The sequence below is a fragment of the Streptomyces sp. NPDC043854 genome, assembly GCF_056436005.1.
On record NZ_JBWKDK010000021.1, the window covers coordinates 73,397 to 95,844 of the forward strand.

Annotated in this window: 19 protein-coding genes and 2 pseudogenes; 9 read left to right on the forward strand and 12 right to left on the reverse strand. The window is 75.8% G+C overall.

Annotated features, from left to right (window positions below; translation table 11 throughout):
* Positions 1-91: 91 nt before the first annotated feature.
* Both AC068A_RS20385 and AC068A_RS20390 read right to left on the reverse strand, forming a co-directional pair.
* On the reverse strand, positions 92-622 hold the full coding sequence (locus tag AC068A_RS20385; RefSeq protein ID WP_478586744.1) for a DUF6643 family protein: 531 nt from the start codon (positions 620-622) through the stop codon (positions 92-94).
* Between the two features lie 247 nt (positions 623-869).
* Positions 870-2,039, reverse strand: coding sequence for a glycosyltransferase (locus AC068A_RS20390; RefSeq protein ID WP_478586745.1), 1,170 nt, complete (start codon positions 2,037-2,039; stop codon positions 870-872).
* 425 nt (positions 2,040-2,464) lie between these two features.
* On the opposite strand from AC068A_RS20390, the gene AC068A_RS20395 reads away from it, so the two are divergent.
* Complete coding sequence (locus tag AC068A_RS20395) at positions 2,465-3,268, forward strand: glutamate racemase (protein WP_478586746.1); 804 nt, start codon at positions 2,465-2,467, stop codon at positions 3,266-3,268.
* Between the two features lie 36 nt (positions 3,269-3,304).
* Here AC068A_RS20395 and AC068A_RS20400 read toward each other — a convergent pair whose 3' ends face one another.
* Positions 3,305-4,351: an ADP-ribosylglycohydrolase family protein gene (locus AC068A_RS20400; protein ID WP_478586747.1), complete on the reverse strand. Its 1,047-nt coding sequence runs from the start codon at positions 4,349-4,351 to the stop codon at positions 3,305-3,307.
* A gap of 1 nt (position 4,352) precedes the next feature.
* Positions 4,353-4,487: a hypothetical protein gene (locus AC068A_RS20405; protein ID WP_478586748.1), complete on the reverse strand. Its 135-nt coding sequence runs from the start codon at positions 4,485-4,487 to the stop codon at positions 4,353-4,355.
* A 44-nt stretch (positions 4,488-4,531) separates the two neighbouring features.
* On the opposite strand from AC068A_RS20405, the pseudogene AC068A_RS20410 reads away from it, so the two are divergent.
* From AC068A_RS20410 to AC068A_RS20425, 4 genes and pseudogenes are all read left to right on the forward strand, one after another.
* A pseudogene (locus AC068A_RS20410) lies at positions 4,532-4,868 on the forward strand (FAD-dependent oxidoreductase); the annotation flags it as partial.
* Between the two features lie 148 nt (positions 4,869-5,016).
* Positions 5,017-5,532 (forward strand): hypothetical protein, encoded by a 516-nt coding sequence (locus AC068A_RS20415; RefSeq protein ID WP_478586750.1) that lies wholly within the window; start codon positions 5,017-5,019, stop codon positions 5,530-5,532.
* Positions 5,533-5,656: 124 nt separating this feature from the next.
* Entirely contained in the window at positions 5,657-7,270 is a 1,614-nt protein-coding gene (lnt, locus tag AC068A_RS20420; RefSeq protein ID WP_478586752.1) for an apolipoprotein N-acyltransferase, read from the forward strand.
* Positions 7,271-7,305: 35 nt separating this feature from the next.
* A pseudogene (locus AC068A_RS20425) lies at positions 7,306-7,773 on the forward strand (NUDIX hydrolase); the annotation flags it as partial.
* A gap of 233 nt (positions 7,774-8,006) precedes the next feature.
* Here the strand turns inward: AC068A_RS20425 and AC068A_RS20430 are convergent.
* From AC068A_RS20430 to AC068A_RS20460, 7 genes are all read right to left on the reverse strand, one after another.
* A complete protein-coding gene (locus tag AC068A_RS20430) occupies positions 8,007-8,774 on the reverse strand; it encodes a trypsin-like serine peptidase (RefSeq protein ID WP_478586754.1) in 768 nt (255 codons plus the stop codon).
* A gap of 163 nt (positions 8,775-8,937) precedes the next feature.
* Positions 8,938-10,437, reverse strand: coding sequence for a glycosyltransferase family 39 protein (locus AC068A_RS20435; RefSeq protein WP_478586756.1), 1,500 nt, complete (start codon positions 10,435-10,437; stop codon positions 8,938-8,940).
* Between the two features lie 249 nt (positions 10,438-10,686).
* Positions 10,687-11,256, reverse strand: coding sequence for a hypothetical protein (locus AC068A_RS20440; RefSeq protein ID WP_478586758.1), 570 nt, complete (start codon positions 11,254-11,256; stop codon positions 10,687-10,689).
* Positions 11,253-12,935: a serine/threonine-protein kinase gene (locus tag AC068A_RS20445; RefSeq protein ID WP_478586760.1), complete on the reverse strand. Its 1,683-nt coding sequence runs from the start codon at positions 12,933-12,935 to the stop codon at positions 11,253-11,255. The genes AC068A_RS20440 and AC068A_RS20445 overlap by 4 nt, the downstream gene beginning before the upstream one ends.
* Positions 12,936-13,048: 113 nt before the next feature.
* Positions 13,049-14,305, reverse strand: coding sequence for a Tm-1-like ATP-binding domain-containing protein (locus AC068A_RS20450; RefSeq protein WP_478586762.1), 1,257 nt, complete (start codon positions 14,303-14,305; stop codon positions 13,049-13,051).
* 48 nt (positions 14,306-14,353) lie between these two features.
* A complete protein-coding gene (locus AC068A_RS20455; protein ID WP_478586763.1) occupies positions 14,354-14,839 on the reverse strand; it encodes an NUDIX hydrolase in 486 nt (161 codons plus the stop codon).
* Between the two features lie 128 nt (positions 14,840-14,967).
* A complete protein-coding gene (locus AC068A_RS20460; RefSeq protein WP_478586765.1) occupies positions 14,968-15,912 on the reverse strand; it encodes a cation diffusion facilitator family transporter in 945 nt (314 codons plus the stop codon).
* A 3-nt stretch (positions 15,913-15,915) separates the two neighbouring features.
* On the opposite strand from AC068A_RS20460, the gene AC068A_RS20465 reads away from it, so the two are divergent.
* The 3 genes from AC068A_RS20465 (at position 15,916) to AC068A_RS20475 (ending at position 19,308) form a co-directional block, all read left to right on the forward strand.
* The gene (locus tag AC068A_RS20465) at positions 15,916-16,062 is read left to right on the forward strand and encodes a hypothetical protein (RefSeq protein WP_478586767.1); all 147 of its coding nucleotides are present in this window, start codon (positions 15,916-15,918) and stop codon (positions 16,060-16,062) included.
* 119 nt (positions 16,063-16,181) lie between these two features.
* Complete coding sequence (locus tag AC068A_RS20470) at positions 16,182-18,626, forward strand: FHA domain-containing protein (RefSeq protein WP_478586769.1); 2,445 nt, start codon at positions 16,182-16,184, stop codon at positions 18,624-18,626.
* 13 nt (positions 18,627-18,639) lie between these two features.
* A complete protein-coding gene (locus tag AC068A_RS20475) occupies positions 18,640-19,308 on the forward strand; it encodes a hypothetical protein (protein WP_478586771.1) in 669 nt (222 codons plus the stop codon).
* 202 nt (positions 19,309-19,510) lie between these two features.
* Here the strand turns inward: AC068A_RS20475 and AC068A_RS20480 are convergent, their stop codons facing one another.
* The gene (locus AC068A_RS20480; protein ID WP_478586773.1) at positions 19,511-20,803 is read right to left on the reverse strand and encodes a streptophobe family protein; all 1,293 of its coding nucleotides are present in this window, start codon (positions 20,801-20,803) and stop codon (positions 19,511-19,513) included.
* A 452-nt stretch (positions 20,804-21,255) separates the two neighbouring features.
* Here AC068A_RS20480 and AC068A_RS20485 point away from each other — a divergent pair, with 452 nt between their 5' ends.
* Complete coding sequence (locus AC068A_RS20485; protein ID WP_478586774.1) at positions 21,256-22,404, forward strand: DUF6777 domain-containing protein; 1,149 nt, start codon at positions 21,256-21,258, stop codon at positions 22,402-22,404.
* Positions 22,405-22,448 lie beyond the last annotated feature (44 nt).

Genomic DNA, 22,448 nt, shown 5'->3' on the forward strand with positions numbered 1-22,448 from the left:
AGGACCGGGGCCGTCCGCGTCCGCCCACCGGCGGGCCGGCACGCATGCCGCGCGCACAGGGTGAAGCGCTCGCACGCGTGCCGCGCGTGTGTCAGTAGCCGCGCCCCTGGTACGGGCGGCCGTACGGGTCCTCGTACGAGGGGCCCGCGGCCGGCGCCGCCACCTGCATCGGACGCGGTGCCGCCGGGCGCATCGCCTCGTAGCCGGTGCCCGCGGCGACCGGGCGGGGCGGCTGTGGCTGCGCCTGCTGCATGTACCCCGCGCGGGCCGCGACCGGCTGCTGCTGCGGGATGTACGGTGCGGGCGCGTTCTGCAGGGGCACCGGGGAGGGCGCGCCCTGGCCCGGATACGGGTACCCGTAGCCACCGGACTGCTGCGGCTGCTGCGCAGGCGTCGGGGCCGGGGGCAGCGCTGCCGGAAGCGCGGGCAGCGCAGAGGAGAGGGCCGGCAGGTACCCACCGCTCGAGTAGCCGGAGCTCGGCGAATCGTAGGGGGCCGGAACACGGATCGGGGCGATCTGCGGAGTGCCGCGTTCCGCCACGAGCGAGTCGTAGATGGGAGTGTCCGGGAAGGAGGGCGCGGAGTAGTAACCGCCGCCATAAGTGGAGCGGGGGGAGGTCATGGGACCTAAGTTAAGCCCACGGCTTCACGGGGTCCATAGCGAGGTGTGACGAATGCCGCCCTGACCTGCATATTCGCAGGTCAGCGCCACACCATTCACTTCACGTTCACGTGCACGATTCGCCACTTGCGCACCCTCTTGTCCCTACTCGTGCTTGACGGTTGGGTGTTGCACCGACTTGCCGCTGACGCAGCGTCACAACGAGGTGACCTGGGATGACATCGGACCGAGGCGGCAATTCGCCGTTTCAGGCATCGCTCGGACGGGCATAGGTGCGGCCCTTCCAGGCCGCGCCGCGCCCCCGGTAGTGCTGCACGGCCGAATCCACCGTCATCAGCAGGTACAGCAGAGCCGTGAGCGGAAGCAGTGGCGCGAGCGCCGCCGGCTGCCGGTAGTAGCGCAGCATCGGCAGGTACGTTCCGGCCATCAGCAGCCAGGCGAGGCCCCCGGCCCAGGCGGCCGCGGGGCGTCCGGCGGCGAGCCCGGCGAAGAGGGCGGCCGGGGGGACGAGGTACACCAGGACGAGCCCGGCCACCGTCCCCGCCAGCAGCAGCGGCTTGTGCCGCAGTTGGGCGTACGCGCTGCGCGAGACCATCCGCCACAGGTCCGCGAGCGCCGGGTACGGGCGCACGCTGTCCACCCGCTCCGCGAGCCCCAGCCAGATCCGGCCCCCGGAGTCCCGGACGGCGCGGGCCAGGGAGACGTCGTCGATGACGGCCTGCCGGATCGCGTCCGGTACGCCGGCCCGGACCGCCGCCTCGGTGCGCAGCAGGACGCAGCCGCCGGCCGCGGCGGCGGTCCGGCCGGTGGGGCGGTTGATCCGGCGGAAGGGGTACAACTGGGCGAAGAAGTAGACGAACGCCGGCACGACGAGCCGCTCCCAGAAGCCGGCGACCCGCAGCCGGGCCATCTGCGAGACCAGATCGAGGCGGGCGGACGTCGCGGCCGCGACCAGTTCGCGCAGGCTGTCCGGTTCGTGCGCGATGTCGGCATCGGTGAGCAGGAGGTACTCCGGCTCGGCGGCGCGGGCCGTCCGGGCGAACGCGATGCCGTGGCGCAGCGCCCACAGCTTCCCGGTCCAGCCGGGCTCCGGCTCGCCCGGGGAGACCACGGTGAGCGGCAGCCCGGGCTGCGCGCGGGCCAGGCGGCGGGCGAGCGCGGCGGTGCCGTCCGTACTGCCGTCGTCGACCAGGATGATCTCGGCCTCGCCGGGATAGTCCTGGGAGAGGAGGGAGGGGAGGCTGCACGGGAGCACCTCGGCCTCGTCCCGGGCCGGGACGACGACGGCGACGGACGGCCAGCGGGCGGGGGCGGTGCGCGGGGGGAGGCGGACGTCGGTCCGCCAGAACATGCCCTGGGCGAGCGTCAGCCAGATCCAGGCGGCGAGGGAGGCGCACGCGGCGCCGAGAAGGCCCATGCGGGCAGTCTGCCGAAGCCGAAGCCCCCTGTCCCGCACCCCGCCCGAGCCGCGCCTCCGCCCGCCCGGGTCGTGCCCCGGCGCGCCGTGCCCCGCAAGGCCCGGCCGTCGTCCCGGCCGGCGCGCCGACTGCCGGACGGGCGGGGCCGGGGCTGCTGCGGCTTCGTCGGCCTGGCCGCGCCGGTTCTTCCCCGGTCGCCGTGGTGTGGGCGTCGGGCGCCCGCGCCGCCCAGCTGTGCGGTGACGGCGTCGGCGTGGTCGAGCGGGGCCTGCCGACCTCCGCAGTGGCCGGGTGGGCGGTGTCGCGGAGCGGCTGCGGAAGATGCTGCCGGGTTCGGCGCCGCGTGGCCGGCGGGGGTGTGCCGCAGGGCACAGACGGGGACTGTCGGGGGTGGGAAAAGGGGCGCGTCGATTAAGGTGACCAGGTGAAGATCGCGCTCATGGACTCCGGAATCGGCCTCATCGCGGCTGCCGCCGCGATGAGGCGGCTGCGGCCGGACGTCGACCTGGTCCTGTCCTCCGACCCCCTCGGCATGCCCTGGGGGCCGCGTACCCCCGAGGACCTCACCGGGCGTGCGCTCGGTGTCGCCCGTGCCGCCGCCGTGCTCCGCCCGGACGCGCTGATCATCGCCTGCAACACCGCCACCGTCCACGCCCTGCCCACCGTCCGGGCGGAGCTGGAGCCCGCGGTCCCCGTGATCGGCACCGTCCCGGCGATCAAGCCCGCCGCGGCCGCCGGGGGCCGCGTGGCGATCTGGGCCACCCCCGCCACCACCGGCAGCCCCTACCAGCGCGGGCTCATCCGTGACTTCGCCTCCGGGGCGCGCGTCACCGAGGTGCCCTGCCCGGGGCTCGCCGACGCCGTCGAGGCGGCGGACGAGGCGGCCATCGCCGCCGCCGTCGCGGCCGCCGCCGAGCTGACCCCGGCCGACGTCACCGACGTCGTGCTCGGGTGCACGCACTACGAGCTCGTGGAGGCGGCCATCCGGGCCGCCCTCGCCGAGCGGACCGGCGGGGCCGAGCTGACCTACCACGGTTCCGCCGAAGCCGTCGCCCTCCAGGCGCTGCGCCGCATCGGCGCCGCCCCCGAGCCCGGGTTGCCCGCCACCGGAGCGCTGACCGTGCTGCTCAGCGGGGACGAGGGCGCGCTGCCCGCCGCCGCGCTCGGCTATGCCGAAGGCCGACTGCTGGTCGGGGAGGGTGCGGCCCTCGGGCCCGTCCACCGCTGAGACTTTTCCGCGTCCGCGTCCGCGTCCGCGCCGGCGTCACGGCCCGGCAGGGCCCGCCGCCAGCCTGCGGGCCAGCGTGCGCAGCCCGTCCGCGTCCAGTACTCGGTCCCCGAAGCCGGGCAGTGGCACGTGCAGCGGGGCCGTCCACTCCGCCGGGATCGCCGCCTGTCCGTAGCGGACGCCGGCCAGCGCGCCCGTGACCGCGGCGACGGTGTCGGTGTCCCCGCCCAGGTCCACGGCCGCCCGTACGGCCTGCGCGAAGCCGGTCGTGGTCCGCAGCGCCCACACCGCCGAGCCCAGGCAGGGCCACACCGCGCCGTTGAACTCCGTGGCCAGGCCCGGGTGCCAGCCCGGGTCGAGGACCCGGGCGTACCGCTCGCGCTGCTCCGGGTCCACCGCCGCGAGCACCTCCGGGACGCAGGCCAGCGGGTCGGCGCCGGTCAGCCCCACCCGTACGAGCTCGTGCAGGACGGCCGTGCCCTCCCAGGCCGCCGGGTCGCCGTGGGTCAGGGCCGCGATCCGCCGGGCGGCGGCCATGGTGGCCTCCCGCCCCGCGGGGGCGAAGTACACCGCGGACGTCGACGCCCGCATGAGGGAACCGTTGCCGGCTGCCCGCGCGTTCACCTGAAAGTGCAGCGCCGCGGCCAGATCCCACGGGTCGCCGCTGGTCAGCACGGCCTCGGTCTGCAGCCCGATGTCCTTCGGCCCGGCCGCGGCCCAGCAGCGGAACCGCTCGAAGACGTCGGGGGGTTCGAGGCCGCCGTGCTCCAGCAGCGACTCGCCGACGAGCACGGCCATCTGCGTGTCGTCCGTCGCCTCGCCCGGATCCCAGCCGCCGCCCCCGCGCATCTCCGCTCCGCGCGCGCTCAGTTCCCCCGCGGGCCCGAACTCGTAGGGTGCGCCCAGGGCGTCGCCCACGGCCGAGCCGAGCACGGCCCCGACGGCGCGGTCGATCCGATCAACCCGATCGATCCGCTCGATCCGATCAACCCGGTCGATCCGATCGGTGCGGCCGACGCCGTCCGCACCGCCGGTGCCGTCGATGCGGCCGTTACGGTCGATTTGGGTGAATGGGTAGGTCATGTCACCGTTCCTCCCCGGGTGGTTCGGGGCATTCGCCGGCCAGCACATCCCTCGCGAAGGCCTCCAGGTCGTCGAGCCCGGCCGCGGCCAGGGTATCCGGCGCCCCGGCCGGCAGGTGCCACACGGCCCCGTGCATGGCGAGGGTGACGGCGCGGGACTGTGCGGGCCCGTTTCGGGAGCCCGGCCGCGCCGAGCAGGCGCCGGATGCGCCACCTCCACCCGGCGCTCCCCGCCCTCACCGACGGCCGCGCACCGCCTTGGTCGGCGACGCCGCCCACGCCATGCCCCCCGACGACCTGGGCAAGGGCGCCTGCACCGCCCTGCTCGACGCCGAGGCACTCACCCGCGCGGTCGCCGCCCACGGCGGGCCGGGCTGCCCGCCGCCCTGCGCGCGTACGAAGGGGAACCCGGCCGGGCCGCCCGGCGCGTCGCCCCCGCCTCGCGGACCCCGCACCGCTTCATGACGGTGCGCCGCCCGGCCCAGCGGGACGCCATCGTCGGCCTCCTGCCCGGCTGAGGCGGGCCTGCCCCGCCGACCTGCGTTTACCCCGGGGGCAACGCGGACAGGTGCAATGCAGGGCGGCCGTCCCGACGGTCGGGCCCCTCGGGCCGGCCGCCGGCGAGAGGCGGTGGCGCACATGCGGAACGTGGGTACGCTGCTACTCATGACGGGTCACCCTCCTGGTCCGCTGTGGACGGGCCGGGCAACCAACCGCGCGCAGTGGGTCCTGGCCGCGGCCGGGGCGGCCGCCCTGGCCCTCGGCATCGAACTGGCCGTCGACTCCCCCTGGAGCTCCGGCATCGTGCCCCTGCTGATGTCGGTGATCGGCTGCGTCGCCGTCGGCGTCCTGATCCTCTACGGCACCCTCGCCTTCGTGCAGGTCGCCGTCACCATCGACGCAAACGCCCTCGAGGTGCGCTGCGGCCACATCGGGCTGCCCCGCCGCAGGGTCCGCCTCGTGGAGGTCACCTCCGCCGAGTACCTCCCCCACATCACCCCGCAGCAGTGGGGCGGCTGGGGACACCGCTGGCGCCCCGGGAAGGGCACCGCCATCGTCGTCCGCCGCGGCGAGGGCCTCGTCCTCCACCTCGAGGGCGGCAAGCTGTTCACGGTCACCGTCGACGACGCCGAGAACGCGGTCCGTGTCATCCGCACCCACCTGCGCGCCCTGGCAGGCTGAGCCGTCCCGCCCGGGCGCGCCGTCCCGCCCGGGCCGCCGCCCCAGCCGGCCCACCGCCCCGGTGAAGCAGCCGCCCGGCCCGCGCGTGCGGGCCTGCCCGGACGGGCCACGTACACTCCGCCAGATGAGCAGCAGTGTCACCGAAGAGCCCCGCGCCACCGGAGCGGAAGCCGCCACCGGAGCCGAAGCCGCCGCAACGGGCGGCCGTCCGCCCCGGCGGCAGGCCGCCGCGGCCGTACGCGCGGCCCTCGCCGCCGCCTCCGGCGTGCTGCTCTACCTCAGCTTCCCGCCCCGCCCCCTGTGGTGGCTGGCCCCCCTCGCCCTCGCCGTCCTCGCCGGCTGCCTCCACGGCCGCCGCGCCCGCGCCGGCTTCGGCCTGGGCGTCCTGCACGGGCTGGGCTTCCTGCTGCCGCTGCTCGTGTGGACCAGCGAGGGCGTCGGCCCGGTCCCGTGGATCGCCCTCGCCGCCCTCGAAGCCCTCCTCGTCGGCCTCACCACCCTCGGCACCGCCCTCGTCAGCCGGCTCGCCGCCTGGCCGCTGTGGGGGGCCGCGGTCTGGACCGCAGGCGAGGCCCTGCGCGCCCGCGCCCCCTTCGGCGGCTTCCCGTGGGGCAAGCTCGCCTTCGGACAGGCCGACGGGCTCTTCCTCCCGCTCGCCGCCCTCGGCGGCACCCCGCTGCTCTCCTTCGGCACCGCCCTGTGCGGATTCGGCCTGTACGAGGCCCTGCGCTGCGCCCGCAACCACCCCCGCCGCAGTGCCGCCGCCCTCGCCGCCCTCGCCGTCGCCGCCCCCCTCGGCACGGCCCTGGCCGCCCGCCCGCTGGTCTCCGACGCGGCCGAGGACGGCACCGCCGTGGCCGCCGTGATCCAGGGCAACGTCCCGCGTGCCGGGTTCGACTTCAACGCCCAGCGCCGCGCCGTCCTCGACAACCACGCCAAGCGCACGATCCAGCTCGCCGACGACGTCCGGGCCGGCCGCGCCCCCCGGCCCGACTTCGTGGTCTGGCCGGAGAACTCCTCCGACATCGACCCGTTCACCCAGCCCGACGCCCACCGGGTCATCGACAACGCGGTCAAGGCCATCGGCGTGCCCGTCGCGATCGGCTCCGTACTGGCCCCCGAGACCGGCCCGCTCCGCAACACGATGATCCTGTGGGACCCGGTCAAGGGCCCCACCGACACCTACGACAAGCGCAAGATCCAGCCCTTCGGCGAGCGCATCCCGATGCGGTCCTTCGTCCGGATCTTCAGCGCCGACGTGGACCGCGTGCAGCGCGACTTCGGCCCCGGCAAGGAGCCGGGGGTGTTCGATATGGCGGGCAGCGGCATCGGCATGGTCACCTGCTACGAGGCCGCCTTCGACGACGCCGTCCGCTCGACCGTCCGCGCGGGCGCCCGGGTGATCGCCGTACCGAGCAACAACGCCACGTTCGGCCGGACCCAGATGACCTACCAGCAGCTCGCCATGGACCGGGTCCGGGCCGTCGAGCACAGCCGCACCGTCCTCGTCCCCGTCACCAGCGGCGTCAGCGCGGTCATCCGCCCCGACGGCCGGATCGTGCAGCAGACCGAGATGTTCACCGCGGACGCGCTGGTCGCCGAGATCCCGCTGCGCTCCACCGAGACCCCCGCCACCCGCCTCGGCCCGCTGCCCGAGTACGCGCTGCTCGCGCTGGCAGCCGGCGGTTTCGGCGGGGTCCTCGTACGCCGGGTCCGGGCCCGCCGCAGCGCCGCCTGAGCGGTGCGGCGGCGTCGGCCTCGTATGGTCGGGGCATGACCACACCTGAGTTCATCCGCGAGATCCGAGCCCACGCCGGGAACCGGCTGCTCCTGCTGCCCGCCGTGACCGCGATCGTCTTCGACGACCGCGGTCACGTGCTGCTCGGGCGGCGCTCCGACACCGGCCGGTGGGCCGTGGTCGGCGGGATCGCGGAGCCGGGCGAGCAGCCCGCCGACACCGCGGTGCGCGAGGTGTACGAGGAGACGGCCGTGCGCTGCGTCCCGGAGCGCGTGGTGATGGTCGAGATGCTCAGGCCCGTCACCTACCCCAACGGCGACGTCTGCCAGTTCCAGGACGTCACCTTCCGCTGCCGGGCGACCGGCGGGGAGGCGCGGGCCAACGACGAGGAGTCGCTGGAGGTGGCCTGGTTCGCGCCCGACGCGCTGCCCCCGCTGGACCGGTTCGGGCTGGAGCGCGTCCGCCGGGCCCTGCGTGACGAGCCGACCTGGTTCGCGCCCGCGGGCGGGCTCCCGGCGGAGGTCCCGGCCGGCCCGGGGCCGGAGCTCCCGGCGGACCGGCGGGGCGGGGACCGAGTCCCGGCGTGGGTGCCGGAGGGCATCCCGGAGTAGCCCGGGCGCCCCAGGGCGGCGGCCCGTACCCGGCGCCCCGTACCCGGCGCCCCGGGGCAGGGCCGACGCCGAGGCCGGGCCGGGCCCCGGCGCCCGCGGTTCCGCCCCGCGGTTCGGCCCGCAGCTCAGCCCGCGTCGGCCGCCTCGCGGTACAGCTCCACCGCATGGCCGCCCATCACCGCGCTGTACGAGACGTCCGGGTCCGTGCCCCCGCCCTCGTGGCCGCCGAGCACCCCGGCCAGGGCCCCGTCCACCAGCCACGGGCTGCCGCTCGTACCGCCGCTGAGGTCGGGGCAGTCGATGCGGCGCTGGGTCCCGGAGTACAGGGCGGTGGTGTTCGCACAGCGCAGCGGGGCGTCCTCGGTGCTCGGGTAGCCGACGATCGTCACCGCCGCCTCGGCGGGCTGGTCGGCGGCCACCGGCAACCCGCCCACGGCGTCCTCGACGTACGTGCCGTGCCCGCCGCCCACCGGAACCACCGTGGCGAAGGCCAGGTCGGCGTCCGGGTCCTGGCCGTCCGTCCAGTCCGGCGCCACGAACACGCCGGTGAGCCGCCACAGGCCGTACGGGGCCCTGCCGTCGCGGTAGCCCGGTGCGAAGACCGTGTTCTGCGGGTCGCCGCCCAGGCAGTGCGCGGCCGTGGCGATCACATCGCGGCCGTCGCTGCGGACCACGGCGGCGGTGCAGAAGTGGCCCCCGTCGAGGCCGCCCGCGAACAGCGGCCCGATCCGGTCCGCGGTCGCGTCGGGCACCGCCCGCACGGTCACGCCCGGCAGCGGAACCGCCCCGGCATCCGGCATGTTCAGGCTCAGCAGGATCGCCATCGCGGCCAGCACCGCACGCGTCCGGGAGGTCCGGCGGACGGCGGAGCGGCGGGCCGGTCGGAGAGGCATGCGCTGGATCATGCTCCGAGCCTCCCCGTCGAAACCATGAACGGAGCCCGATATTCCATATGAATCAGCTGTGAATCCCGCCCCCGGCCCGCGCCTCTGGCCCGCCCCCTGGCCCGCCCCGCCCCGCCCCGCTTCCCCGCCTCGGCCCGCTTCCCCGGCCGGGCTACCGGCGCTCGTACACCGTCACCCGGCGGCCCCGCACCTGACGGTCCTCCACCACCCTGAAGTGCTCCTTCAGCACGGCCGCCTTCGCCACGTCCCGCGCCGCCCCCGGAGGCTTGGCCACCTTCGCCGCGTCCGTGACCAGCAGCACCCGGCGCTGCCGCAGCAGGGCCGCCCTGATCCGCGCCGGCTCCGCCTCCTCCCCCTTGAGCGTCGCCGAGGCGACCGGGTCCCGCTCGAGGGCGATGTCCGCCAGCCCCGCGAAGGCGCCGGGGGAGACCAGCGCCGTGTCCCGGCGGGCCGCCGGGACGAACAGCACGGCGTCCCCCGGCCGCTTCAGCCGGGCCACCTCGCCGGCCACCGCCAGCACGTCGTCGACCCGGCTCGACGGAGCCCGCTTGGCCAGCTCCACCGGCAGCAGCGCCACCACCGCCACCGCGACCACGGCCGGCACCAGCAGCCGCGACGCCCGCGGGAACCGGGGCGCGGCGGCCCGTACGGCGGCGCCCAGCGCGGCGCCGATCAGCAGCGCGAGGCCGACCAGGCTGAACAGCACGTACCGGTCCAGGAACAGGGGCTGGACCAGCGAGATCACGATCAGCGCCAGCTGCGGGACCGCCAGCAGCGGCAGGCCCACCGCCGCGAGCGACAGCCGACCCGCCCGCGGCCGGTCCAGCCGCGCGCCCAGCCCGCCGATCGCGAGCAGGATCCCGGGGCCGATCATCATGTGCCAGGTCAGCGGCGGAATCCACGACACCTGGTCGGACTGGCTCCGGCTGAACAGGATCAGCGGCAGCGCCCCCGCCACCGCGGCCGCCGCGGCGGCCGCCCAGCGCCCGAACACCCCGCGCCCCGCGCCCGACCACCACAGCGTCGCGGCGTGCGCGGGCAGGACCAGCAGCGACAGCCAGTTCAGCAGCGCGCACACCAGCACGGTCAGCCCGTACGCCGTCCAGCGCGGCCACACCCGCCGCCCCGGCACGCCCGCACCACCCGGCTGCCCCGGCCCGTCCGCCCCGTCCGCCCCGTCCGACACCAGGGACACCAACAGCAGCGTCGACAGCCCCGCCCCGGCCGCGACCAGCGCGTACGGCCGGCCCTCCTGGAGGTAGAACTGCACGGCCGGCAGCAGCGGCAGCGCCAGCCCCCCGCCCAGCCCCGCCCAGAACCCGGCCAGCCGGCGGCCGATCAGCGCCGTGCACGCCGCGGCGCCCGCGACCGCCAGTACCGACGGCAGCCGCAGCGTCGCCGTGCTCGCCCCGAACACCTCGAAGAGGCCGTGCATCAGCAGGTAGTACAGCCCGTGCACGGCATCGACGTTGCCGAGCATCCGCCCTATCTCGCCGGCCGAGCGCCCGGCCGCCACCTGCCAGGTCGCCGCCTCGTCGCGCCACACGCTGTCCTGCCGGGACAGCCCCCACAGCCCGAGCGCCAGCGTCCACAGGACCGGTACCAGCCACACGAGGATCCGCCGTCGGCCTGTGCTTGTCTCGGAAGTCATGAAACGGATCGGATCCTCGCTGGCACCTCGGGCGGAAAACACCAGTCTATGGACGGCACGGACGGTTTCCCGGCCCCTGTCGGGCACCGCGGAGCAAGAGCGCACGCGGCGCGGATCGCGGCGCAGGTGTCCCTCGAACGGGACCCGGAGGCGGTCGGCGCGCACGGCGCGGCGGGGGACCGGGCCGGAACCACCACCGCGGACCACCTGGCGGCCGCCCGCTTCTGACGCCCCGGCCCCGACCGCTCCCTAGCGGGCGCAGTGGTACGTGAACCGGGTCGTCGCCGTGCGCCGGGTGGGGGAGAGGATCTGGATCTCGGCCGTGGCCGGGTAGGTCCCCTGGCCCCGGAAGGTCCACAGCAGGTGCAGCCGGGCCTCGTCCCGGCCCTTCGGCACCTGTTCCGTGAGTTGCTCCGAGCGGGTTCCGTCGCTGCGGGTCCACCGGTACGCGACCGTCCCCGGGCGCCCGTTGGTCCGTACGACGGCCACCACGTCGGCCGTGGCGCCGCAGCCGGGGCTCTCCCCGGTGGCGGTGCCCACCGCCAGGCCCCGCACCTCCAGCCCCGGCCCGAACCGCTGCCAGGCCAGGTAGGCCAGCACGGCGAGCAGCACGGCACCGGCGAGGGTGTAGCGGCGCCATTCGCGCCGCCGCCGCGGCGGGACCACCACGGGGAACGGGGCCGGCACGGCGGCGGTCACCCCCGGCCCGAACCGCATCACCGAGCCCTCGACCCGGTCCGGGGCGGCGTCCTGCGGCTGCGGCGGCCCGCTGATCCAGTGGCTGCCGAGGACGGTTGCGCTGTACTCGTCGTCGCTCATGCGGGAGAGCACCTCCTCAGCAGCAGGCTGTCGGTCGCCGGGCCCTCGCCGGCGGCGGGGGACGTCGTGACCCGCACCCCCCAGGCGCAGCCGCCGCCCTTGAAGGTGTGCGCCACCGGTGCGCCCGCCGCCATCGCCGCCATCGCCGCTGGTGCCCCCGGGCCCACGGTGTGGTCGTATTGCGTGGTGCCGTCCGGCTCGGAGAACGGGTTTTCGTCGTCGCCGGTGAACCACTGCACGGTGACCTTCACCTTGCCCGTGCCGGAGGCCTTGATCGTGATGTCGGCCGCCCCGGTGTCGTCGTCGGTCTGCGCCAGGCTCACCCCGACCGCGTACACGACCGGGGCGGGGGCCGGGGTGGGCGGCGAGGTCGGCGGTTTCGTCGGGGGAGTGGTTCTCGGCGGAGGCACCGTCACCGAACGGCTCGGACTCGGCCCCGGTCTCGTGGAACGCGTGGGCGAGGGCGACGCGGTGGCGGACGGCGACACCGACGGCAACGGCGAGGGCGAGAGCGAGGCGGACGGGGAGCCCGAGGCGACCGGCGCCGGGCCCGGCGAGCCGGAGGCGCTCGGCCCCGGGCCGCCGGAGCCGGAGCCGGATCCCGAGGGCGCGGGGCTCGACGTGGCGAACGAATTGACCGCGCGGGCGCCGCCGGGCTCGCCCCCCGACGCGTTCGCCGTCAGCCCGGCCACCACGCCCAGCACCAGCGCCGCGCCCGCCGCGATCGTGCCCCGCCGCCCCGGTGCCCAGCCGGAGCCCCGCCCCAGCGAGGTCGTCGCCACCGCCGTGGTCCCCGAGGCGGGGCCGCCGGCCGAGGGGAACAGCAGGGGTAACAATGCGGCCAGGGCAGCGAGTTTGCGCTGGCCGCGCTCCTCCCATTCCGGCCCGTACCCGGCCAGCGCCGCCCGCTCCAGCTCCGCGACGAACGCCTCGGCGTTCGCCGGCCGTTGCTCGGGGGCCTTGGCCATGCCCCGCCGGATCAGCGGGCGGACCGGCTCGGGGGCCTCGTCCTCCGGTACGGGCGCCTCCACGTGCTGGACGGCAAGCTCCGCGAGGTTCTGCCCGGGGAACGGCCGGTGCCCGGTCAGGCACTCGAAGAAGGTGGCCGTCGCCGCGTACACGTCGGCCGCGGGCGTGGCCGCCCGGCCCTGCCACTGCTCGGGCGCCATGTACGCCGGGGTGCCGGCGACCCCGGGTGTGGTGCCACGGCGCACCGCGATCCCGAAGTCCACCAGCTTGGACAGGCCGTCCGCCGCGACCAGCACGTTCTCCGGCTTGTAGTCGCGGTGGACGACGCCCGCCCGGTGCGCCGCCGCCAGACCCAGCAGCGACCCCTTCAGCACGACGAGGGCGGCCTCGGGACCGGCCTGCCCGGACTGCTTGAGCACGGCGCGCAGCGAGATCCCGTCGACGAGCTCCATCACGATGGCGGCGCCGCCGGGCGCCTCCACGTACTCGTACAGCCGGACCACGTACGGCGAGTCCAGCCCGCCGAGCAGCCGGGCCTCCCCGCGGAACTCGGCGACGAACGCCGGGTCCTGGCGCAGCCGGTCGCCGAGGTACTTCACCGCCACGGGCGTGCCGGTCGCCTCATGGACGGCGAGCACCACCCGTCCGCTGGCGCCGGAGCCGAGCTCCCGGACGTGCACGTAGCCGGGCACCGTCCAGCCGTTCGTCATCGTCTGCTCCCCCGTCCGTTGCGTCGCCGTGCCCCGAGGCCCGGTCGCGGCGCGATCGGCCACCCCCAGGGACACGGTTTCCGCTCGGGCCGGTTCCCAATCCGGCCAGGGCCTCAGGCTGCGGCCCGCTCCGCACGGATCATGGCGTGCAGCCGGTCGGCGGCCGCCCGCCCGAAGGCGGGGTCGTTGATGTGGGTGTCGTAGTCGTGGACGGCGGCGGCGCTGCCCTGCAGCCCCTCGCGCAGCGCCGAGAACAGGGCCCGGTCCGCGGCCGGGTCGTGGTAGGGGCCGCCCGGCGCGCCGAGCGTGGACAGGCCCTGGAGCGGGATGCAGACCTCGGTCGGGCCGCTCGCCGGCCGGAGCTTGGCCGCGACCCGGCGGCCGAGCTCCGCGCACTCCGCCTCGGTCGTGCGGATCACCGTGATGGACGGGTTGTGCACGCGGACCCGCCGGTAGCGCACCCGTTCGGGGAGTGATTCCAGCGGCCCGAACTTGACCATGTCCAGCGCCCCGAGGCTGACCACCTGGGGCACCCCGGCCCGGCCCGCCGCGGTCAGCCGGTCCGGGCCGGCCGTCAGGACGCCCCCGCACAGGTCGTCCGCGATCTCGCTGAGCGTGAGGTCGAGGACGCCCGCGAAGACGCCCTGCCCGGCGAGGGTCTCCAGGGTGCGGCCGCCGGTGCCGCTGACGTGGAAGACCAGGACCTCGTAGCCGAGCTCGGTCAGCCGTTCCCGGGCCGCGTCCACGCCGATCGTGGTCACGCCCGCCATGCTCGCCGCGACCAGCGGGCGCGAGCCGGAGCCCAGCCCGGCCGGGCGGCGCAGCTCCGGGCCGGCCCGCTCGTGGGCCCTGGCCATGCCGGCGGCCGCCGCCACGGCGTTCGCCAGGATCGGCTCCGAGATGCTGTTGAGCCCGGCGATGTCCACCACGCTGTACATCATCGTGATGTCCGAGGAGCCGACGTACGGGGCCACGTCCCCGGACGCCATGGAGGACACCATCACCTTCGGCACGCCCAGCGGCAGGGCGCGCATCGCCCGGGTGGCGATGGAGGTGCCGCCGCTGCCGCCGATGGCGAGCACCGCGTGCAGCCGGCCCTCGGTGTGCAGGCGTAACAGGGTCGCCTCCGCGCCCCGGGCCATCGTCGTCACGGCCGCGCCCCGGTCGGCGGTCGCGCGCAGCTCCGCCAGGTCCGCTCCCGCCGCCCGGGCCACCGCGGCGCGCGGCACGTCGGCGGGCACGCGGGGTTCGCCCATGACGCCCGTGTCGACCATGATCACTTCTATGCCGGCGCGCCGCAGCCCCTCGCGCAGCCAGCCGTACTCGACACCCTTGGTGTCCAGGGTTCCCACCAGCACGACGTTTGTCATACCCGCAATGTCCGCTCGGGTGGGGTTTGATGGCAAGCCGAGGTCAAGTCAACCTTCCCGTAACCCTGACAGCCGGTCCAGGAAGGTGACTTGGGAGGCGATCAGCTTGGTCCGGGCCGCCTCCGGGGTGAACCAGGCCACCCGGTCCAGCTCCGGGAACTCCTGCACCCGGCCCGAGTGGGGCGGCCACTCCATGGTGAAGGTCCCGGGCACCATCAGCGCCGGGTCGAGGTCCGCCCGCACGGCCCAGACCACCACCTGCTTCCCGCCGGGCATCCGGGCCTCGCCCAGCGGCAGGTACGGGCCCTCCGGCGGGGGCAGCCCGATCTCCTCGGTGAACTCCCGCCGGGCCGCGTCCAGCGGGGCCTCGTCCTCCTCGTACTCGCCCTTGGGGATCGCCCAGCCGCCGTCGTCCCGGTGCGCCCAGTACGGGCCGCCCATGTGCCCGAGGAGCACCTCGACCCCCGCACCGGGGGCCCGGGGGCCGGCCGCCTCGCGGAACAGGAGCAGCCCGGCGCTTCGCTTGTTCGTCATGGCCGGATGTATGCCCAGCCGGGCGGCCGGCCACGGCACGTACGTCGGTGCCCGTACGTCAGTGCCCCTGGGCCGGTGCCCGTACGTCGGCGCCCGCGGGCCGGCGCGCCCGTGGGTCGGTGCCCACCTCAGTGGTCGTGCGGGCCCTCCCGGTGCACCGGGCCGTGGGCGTCCGCGCAGTGCGGGTCCCCCGGAGCCTCGCCGGCGCGGCCGACCGTGAGCAGGGCCTCCTGCGCGTGGTCCACCTGAAGGGTGGTGTGCGTGATCGCGTACTCCTTCGCCAGCAGCCGCTCCAGGTCCCGGCGCACGGCGTGGCAGTCGCCGGCCGGCTCGACGAGCACGTGCGCCGACAGCGCCGCCTGGCCCGAGGTGATGGTCCAGATGTGCAGGTCGTGGACCTCGGTCACCGGGGGGTGCGCGACCAGCCGGTCGCCGACCGCGTCCGGGTCCATGTGCGCCGGGGCCGCCTCCAGGAAGATCCGGCCGGACTCGCGGACCAGCCCGTAGCCCGCCTTCACCATCAGCACCACCACCACGAGCGTGGCGATCGCGTCGGCCTGGACGAAACCGGTGGTCAGCACGATCAGACCGGAGACGGCGGTGCCGATGAAGGCGAACAGGTCGTTCAGGATGTGCTGGTAGGCCCCCTCGACGGCGAGCGAGGAGCGGTTCGCCTTGGAGATGCACCAGGCCGCCGCCACGTTCACGACGATGCCCGCGAGCGCCGTGACCAGGACCAGCCCGCCCGCCACCTCCGGGGGGTCGATCAGCCGCTGGACCGCCTCGTACGCCAGCCAGACCGCGAGCAGCAGCAGGGTCAGCCCGTTGGCCTGGGCGGAGAGTATCTCCGCGCGCTTGAGGCCGTAGGTGTACCCGCCGCGCGCCGGGCGGGTCGCGAGCCGCATGGCGATCAGCGCGAGGACGATCGAGACGGCGTCCGTCAGCATGTGCGCGGCGTCGGAGATCAGGGCCAGCGACTGCGCGATGATGCCGATGGCCACCTCGATCGCCATGAAGGCGCCGATCAGGCCGAGCGCGATGGCCAGCCAGCGCCGGTCGGCGTCCGCGGACACGCCGTGGCTGTGTCCGGCATGGCCGTGGTCGTGGCCGGATGCGCGGGCGTGGGCGTGGTCGCCGACGCGGCCCCGCCCCGCGTGATCGTGATCGTGATCGTGGTCGTGCACGCCCATGGCGTCCCCCGTCTGTTCGGTTCCGACGCGTGAAGTGAAGCGCACGGAGAAGTAATGGGCAAAGGCTGCAACGGGGACCGTTGTCATTACCCATAACACCCCCGCTGACCTGCGGTTATGCCGCCAGGTTCGGGCCGTGGCAAAATCGGCTCATGGTCCAGCGCCCCGGTGTGCCGACCGCGCCCGAGCTCGTTCTGGAAACCGACACGGGCTCCACCACGATGAGCCCGGGCCGGACCTACCACGTCGGCCGCGACCCGCTCTGCGACGTCTGGCTCGAGGACGCCCGCGTCTCCTGGCACCACGCCGTCCTGCGCACCGAAGGCGACCATTGGACCGTCGAGGACGAGAACAGCACCAACGGCACCTGGGCGGACGGGCACCGCATCCACGAGTGGAGCATCGGAGCCGGCAGCGAACTCCGCTTCGGCAACGTCCTCGACGGCCCCCGCGTCCGCGTCGTCGGCCGCACCCCGCCCGCGGCACCCCCGCCGCTCCCGCCCGCGGCACCCCCGCCGCTCCCGCCCGCGGCACCCCCGCCGCTCCCGCCCGCGGCACCCCCGTCCGCGGCCCGGCGGCCGGACTCCGTCTCCGAGCCGTCCCTGACCAGCACCTTCCGCGAGCCCGCCGGCGTCCACCCGCTGCCTCCGCGCGCGGTCGTACGCATCGGCCGCGACCAGGACAACGACCTCGTCATCCAGGACCTCATCGTCTCCCGCCGGCACGCCGAACTGCGCGCCCTCGCCGACGGCACCCACGAGATCGCCGACCTCGGCAGCCACAACGGCACCTACCTCAACGGCGCCCGCGTCACCGCCGCCCCCGTCGCCGAGGGCGACATCATCGGCATCGGCCACACCGCGCTCTGCCTCGTCGGCGACCGGCTCCAGGAGTACGTCGACACCGGCGAGGTATCCCTCGACGTCCAGGACCTCGCCGTCGCCGTCGACCGCGGCCGCAAGACCCTCCTCGACCAGGTCTCCTTCCCCGTCGGCGCCCGATGCCTGCTCGCCGTCGTCGGACCCAGCGGCGCCGGCAAGTCCACCCTCCTCGGCGCCCTCACCGGGCTGCGCCCCGCCGACCGGGGCACCGTCCTCTACGACGGCCGCGACCTCTACCGCGACTACGCCGAACTGCGCAGCCGCATCGGCCTCGTCCCCCAGGACGACATCCTGCACACCCAGCTCACCGTCCGCCGCGCCCTCACCTACGCCGCCGGACTGCGCTTCCCGCAGGACACCGCCCCGGCCGAACGCCAGGCCCGCGTCGACGAGGTCATCGGCGAACTCGGCCTGCAACAGCGCGCCGACCAGCCCATCCACAGCCTCTCCGGCGGCCAGCGCAAACGCGTCTCCGTCGCCCTGGAACTGCTGACCAAGCCCTCGCTGCTGTTCCTCGACGAACCCACCTCCGGCCTCGACCCCGGCATGGACCGCTCCGTGATGCACATGCTGCGCGGGCTCGCCGACGACGGCCGCACCGTCATCGTCGTCACGCACAGCGTGCTCAGCCTCGACGTCTGCGACCGGCTGCTCGTCCTCGCCCCCGGCGGACGCATCGCCTACTACGGGCCCCCGCAGGAAACCCTCGCCTTCTTCGGTTGCGACCAGTGGCCCGAGGCCTTCGAGGCGTTCGAGACGCAGCACGGCCGGGACTGGGCGGGCGAGTACCGCGCCTCCGCCCACCACCACCGCTACGTGCAGAGCCCCGCCCACCGGCCCGGCGCCGACGGACACCGCGCCGCCGAGCCGCCGGCCGGCTTCGCCGCCGCCCCGCCCAAGGCCCAGACCTGGGGCGCCCAGCTGTCGATCCTGATGCGCCGCTACGCCGCCGCGCTCAGCGCCGACCGCACCTTCCTCGTCATCATGATCGCCCTGCCGTTCGTGATGGGCGCCATGGCCCGCGCCCTGGCCGGCAGCTCCCTCACCCGGGAGACCGCGATCAACGCCCTGCTGATCCTCTGCGTCGGCGGGGTCCTCACCGGCGCCGCCAACGCCGTACGCGAACTCGTCAAGGAGCGCGTCATCTACCAGCGCGAACGGGCCGTCGGCCTGTCCAGATCCGCCTACCTGATGTCCAAGGTGCTGGTCCTCGGCGCCGTCACCGCCGCCCAGGCCGTGGTCCTCACCCTCGTCGGGCTGTACGGCGTCGACACCAACGCCCCGGGCGGCCGAGGGGTGCTGCTGCCGCCGCTCGCCGAGATCACCCTGGCCGTCGCCCTGCTGTCCTTCACCGCGATGATGCTCGGCCTGCTGGTCTCCGCCCTGGTCAGGAAGGAGGAGGTCACCATGCCCCTGCTGGTCCTCCTCGCCATCGTCCAGGTCGTCTTCTGCGGAGCCCTGCTCCAGCTCGACGGCGTTCCCGTGATCGGCCAACTCGCCTGGCTGGTCCCCTCGCGCTGGGCCCTCGGCGCCATGGCCGGCACCATCGACCTCGGCGCACTCGTCCCCGGCGACCTCACCGACGACCCGCTCTTCGCACACAGCACCGGCGTGTGGCTGCTCGACCTCGGCATGCTGGCTGCCCTGTCCGTGCTGTTCGGCGTCCTGGTCGCGCGGCTGCTGCGCCGCCACGAGCCCGCCATCATGCGGAAGTAGCGGCAGGCGCGCCATGAGCAGCCCCATCCCCGAGGACTACGCCGCCGTCGCCGGCTTCCGGCCCACCCATGTCGTGCCCCAGGAGGGGCTGCCCGCCTGGGAGACGCCCGACGTCTCCCGGCCCACCGCGTCCCTGGACGCCTTCCTCCCCGTACAACTGCTCTCCCGGCGCGGCGAGTGGGGGGAGGTCCTCTGCGCCAACGGGTGGTCCGCCTGGGTGGACGGCCGGCTGCTGGTCGCCGTACCGCAGCCGCCGCCGGCCGGCGGGCCGCCGACGGCCCGTACCGACGACCCGCGCCCGCTGGTCGCGCGCAATGCGGGCGTCCTGGACCGCTACCGGCGCGCGGTCGAGGAGCTGGCCGCGGGGCGGCTGGACGGCGAGGGGTTCCGCAGCGGCACCAAGGGGCTGCGGGCCGGGGTGGTGGTCGACGGGGAGTCCGTCTGGCTGTACGACGAGTCCACCGGGCACTGGATGTACGGCGACGGGACCCGCCTGTCGACGTACGCGGCCACCGGCGAACCGGACGCCGACGCGCACCCGGACGCGGAGGGGGCGGCTGCCGCTGCCGGCCGGGGCGGGGGCGGGGACGGTGCCGTACGGGCCGAGGCCGCGGGCGGGACCCCCCGTGACCCCGACCTCGACCCGACGCGGGTCATCCCCCCGGCGGACGACGCGGGCTGACGGCCGCGGTGCTGCGGGGCGGGGGCGGGGTTCACGGGCAGCGGGCGGCCGCCGCGGGCCCGGGGCCGTGCGAGGCCCGGCTCCGCATGGTGCCCTCCGCATGGTGCCGGGCGCGCCGACGGCTGCCGCGCCCGCATCGCCGGAGGCGGAGGCGGAGCGGAGCCGTTCGAGGGCCGGCCCGGAGGGCGGTTCGGTTCGGCGGTCAGCGGCCAGTGGCGGCCGAAGGCGGGGATGCGACGAGGCCGCGGCGGTGCACCGGGCGGGCCAGCAGACCGCCGAGGAACCCCGCGAGCGCCCCCCAGAGCAGCGCGAGGCCGACCGTACGCCACAGCACCGCGTGCAGCTCCACCGTGCCGCCGAGCCCGGACACGTCGCCGAGGCCCAGCAGGGACAGGCCGAGCCGGGCCTCCACCGAGACCAGCAGACACACCGCCAGGACGGCGAGCCCCAAGGCGGCACCCAGGTGCAGGGCGTGCTGCCAGGGGCGGACGTGGGCGGGGGAGCGCACGGCGGTGAGGAACCCCGTACCGAGCAGCAGGACGGCGGTGACCGGCACCAGCCACCACACCCACGCCTGGTGCTCGGCGAGCGCGGCCACGTCGGCCGAGGACGTGTCCGCGGAGGCTTCGGACCCGGACGCGCGCAGCACCGCGTCCAGCACCTGCGGCACGGGCAGGCCGAACGGCCCCTCGACCCTGCCGTCCCAGGCCCCGCCGAAGCCGAGCGTGAGCGCGAGCCAGGCGAGGTTCGGCAGGCCGAGCAGCATCACGGCGAGGGTCCGGTCGGCGTGGCCGCGGGTGGCGGCCACGACCAGCCCCACCACGGCGGCCAGGGCCACGCACGCGAGGAGCAGGGCCACGGTGGCGAAGGCAGCGGGCCGCACCGCGGTGTGGAAGCGGACGAGCCCGGCCGGGAGCGGCGCCCGGCGCGAGACCAGCAGGGCGACCAGCAGCAGCCCCAGGATCCACAGCAGTCCGAAGAAGAGCGTCGCGGGCACGGCGGCCCGGAAGCCGACCGTCGGGGCGGAGTCGAGGATATCGGCGAGGTCCCCGATGGGGGAGTCGCCGGTCGAGATGCCGAAGGACTGCCGGGCCAGGAGCGCGGTGGCGGTCAGCGCGAGCAGCCAGAGCAGGACCAGCGGGACGGCGTGGGCGAGGAGTTCGCGCGGCCGGGCCACCGCCCGGTTGTGCAGGGGGTGCAGGAAGAGCGAGCCGGCCGTGAGCGCCCCGGCCAGGCTCACCGAGAGGGGGAGCACGGACAGGCTCGCGTCGGCGTCGGCCAGGAAGCCGGCCCCGCCCGTCACCTCGACGGAGCCGCCGGCCGCCAGCACCACAACGGCCGCCACCACGTGCGGGAACGCGCCCCCGGGCAGCTCCGCGGCACCCGCACACGCCAGGCCGGCGGCGGACACCGCGGCCATCGCGGCGAACCCCGCCACGACCGCGACGAGGGCGTCGCGCCAAGTCTGCAGGGGACCCCGGGACGTACGGCTCACAGCGCCACCGTAGGCAGCCCCGGCTTGCGGGCACCACCGGGAGGCCGCACACAATGGTCCGCAGGAGTGATCGATATCCGGATTTTTCCGGATGAGGGAGGGCGCGTGGAACGCCGACCCGGGGACCGATCCGATGTCCCCTCCGACCGGGACAGGGGACGCACGTGACCACACAGCCTTCCGGTACGCCGCCACCAGAGCGCCCCACCGGACCTCCCGCCGGCCCGCTTGCGGAACCGCGGGGCCGGGAGGGTCCGCCGACCGTGATCGACACCCCGTCCGGAACCGGAGCGGGCGGTACGGGCGCCGGCGGAACCGGCGGCGGAGGACCGGGCCGCGGAGGGCCCTGGGGCGGAGGACCGTGGGGCGGTTCCGGGGGCGGTGAGCCGCCCCCGCCCCCGCCGGGCGGCCGCGGCGAACCCCCCAAGCCGTGGTGGCGCTCCGTACCCCGGATGGTCACCGCGGCGGTGGCGGTGGCCGCCGTGGTGGCGCTCGCCGTGGTGCTGACCCGCCCCTCGGGCCCGCCCGAGGCGGGCGGCGAGCTGTTCCTGGAATCCACCGCGGCCCAGGGCCAGGACCCGTACACCGAGTCCACGGCCACCGAGCCCGCGCCGCCGACCGCCACCACGCCCCCGCCGCAGGCCGCCGTCACCGGCCCGATCACCGCCCGGGCCGTCACCGGCTCGTCCCCGACCCTGTACGGCGGCACCCGGAACGTCCCCAGCTGCGACAGCGAGAAGCAGGTCCGGCTGCTGTCCGCCGAGCCGGCCAAGAACCGGGCCTTCGCCGAGGCGCTCGGCATCGAGCCGTCGGCCGTACCCGGCTATCTGCGCTCGCTCACCCCGGTGACCCTGCGCAACGACACCCGGGTCACCAACCACGGCTACCGGGACGGCCGCCCGACCCCCTACCAGGCCGTGCTCCAGGCCGGAACCGCCGTGCTCGTGGACAGCCACGGCGTGCCCCGGGTGCGCTGCGCATGCGGCAACCCGCTGCGCGAGCCGGTGCAGCTGCCGGCGGGCTCGACGCGCCAGGGGTCGCCCTGGGCCGCGTACCGGCCGCAGAACGTGGTGGTGATCACACCGACGATCAAGATCATCAATGAGATCACGATCTACGACCAGCGCACCGGACGCTGGTACGAGAGAGCACCCGGCGCCCCGAAGGGACCCAAGGACCGGGACCGGCCGATCCCGCCCCCGCCGCTGCCCCCCACCCCTCCCGCGACACCGGAGGCCGCCCCGAGCCCTGTGCTTCCCGGCACCCCGACCGGCACCCCCACGGGCACGGGTACGCCCACTGGCACCGGCACCCCCACGGGCACGGGTACGCCCACCGGCACCGACACTCCCAAGGACACCGGCACTCCCAAGGACACCGGTACGCCCACCGGCACCGGTACCCCCACGGACACTGGCACGCCTACGGACACCACGTCCCCGGCTGCCCCGCCGGAACCGACCCCCGCCCCGACCGAACCGGCACCGGCGGCCACCCCGTCGCCCCCGGTGGCCACCCCGCCTCCGATCGCCTCGTCCCCGGCCCCGGTCGTCCCCTCCCCGCCGGCGGTCGCCCCGACACCGGCCGCGTCGCCCCCGTGACCGGCGAGCGGCCGGCCGCCGGCGCACCTGCGCCGCGCCGGCGT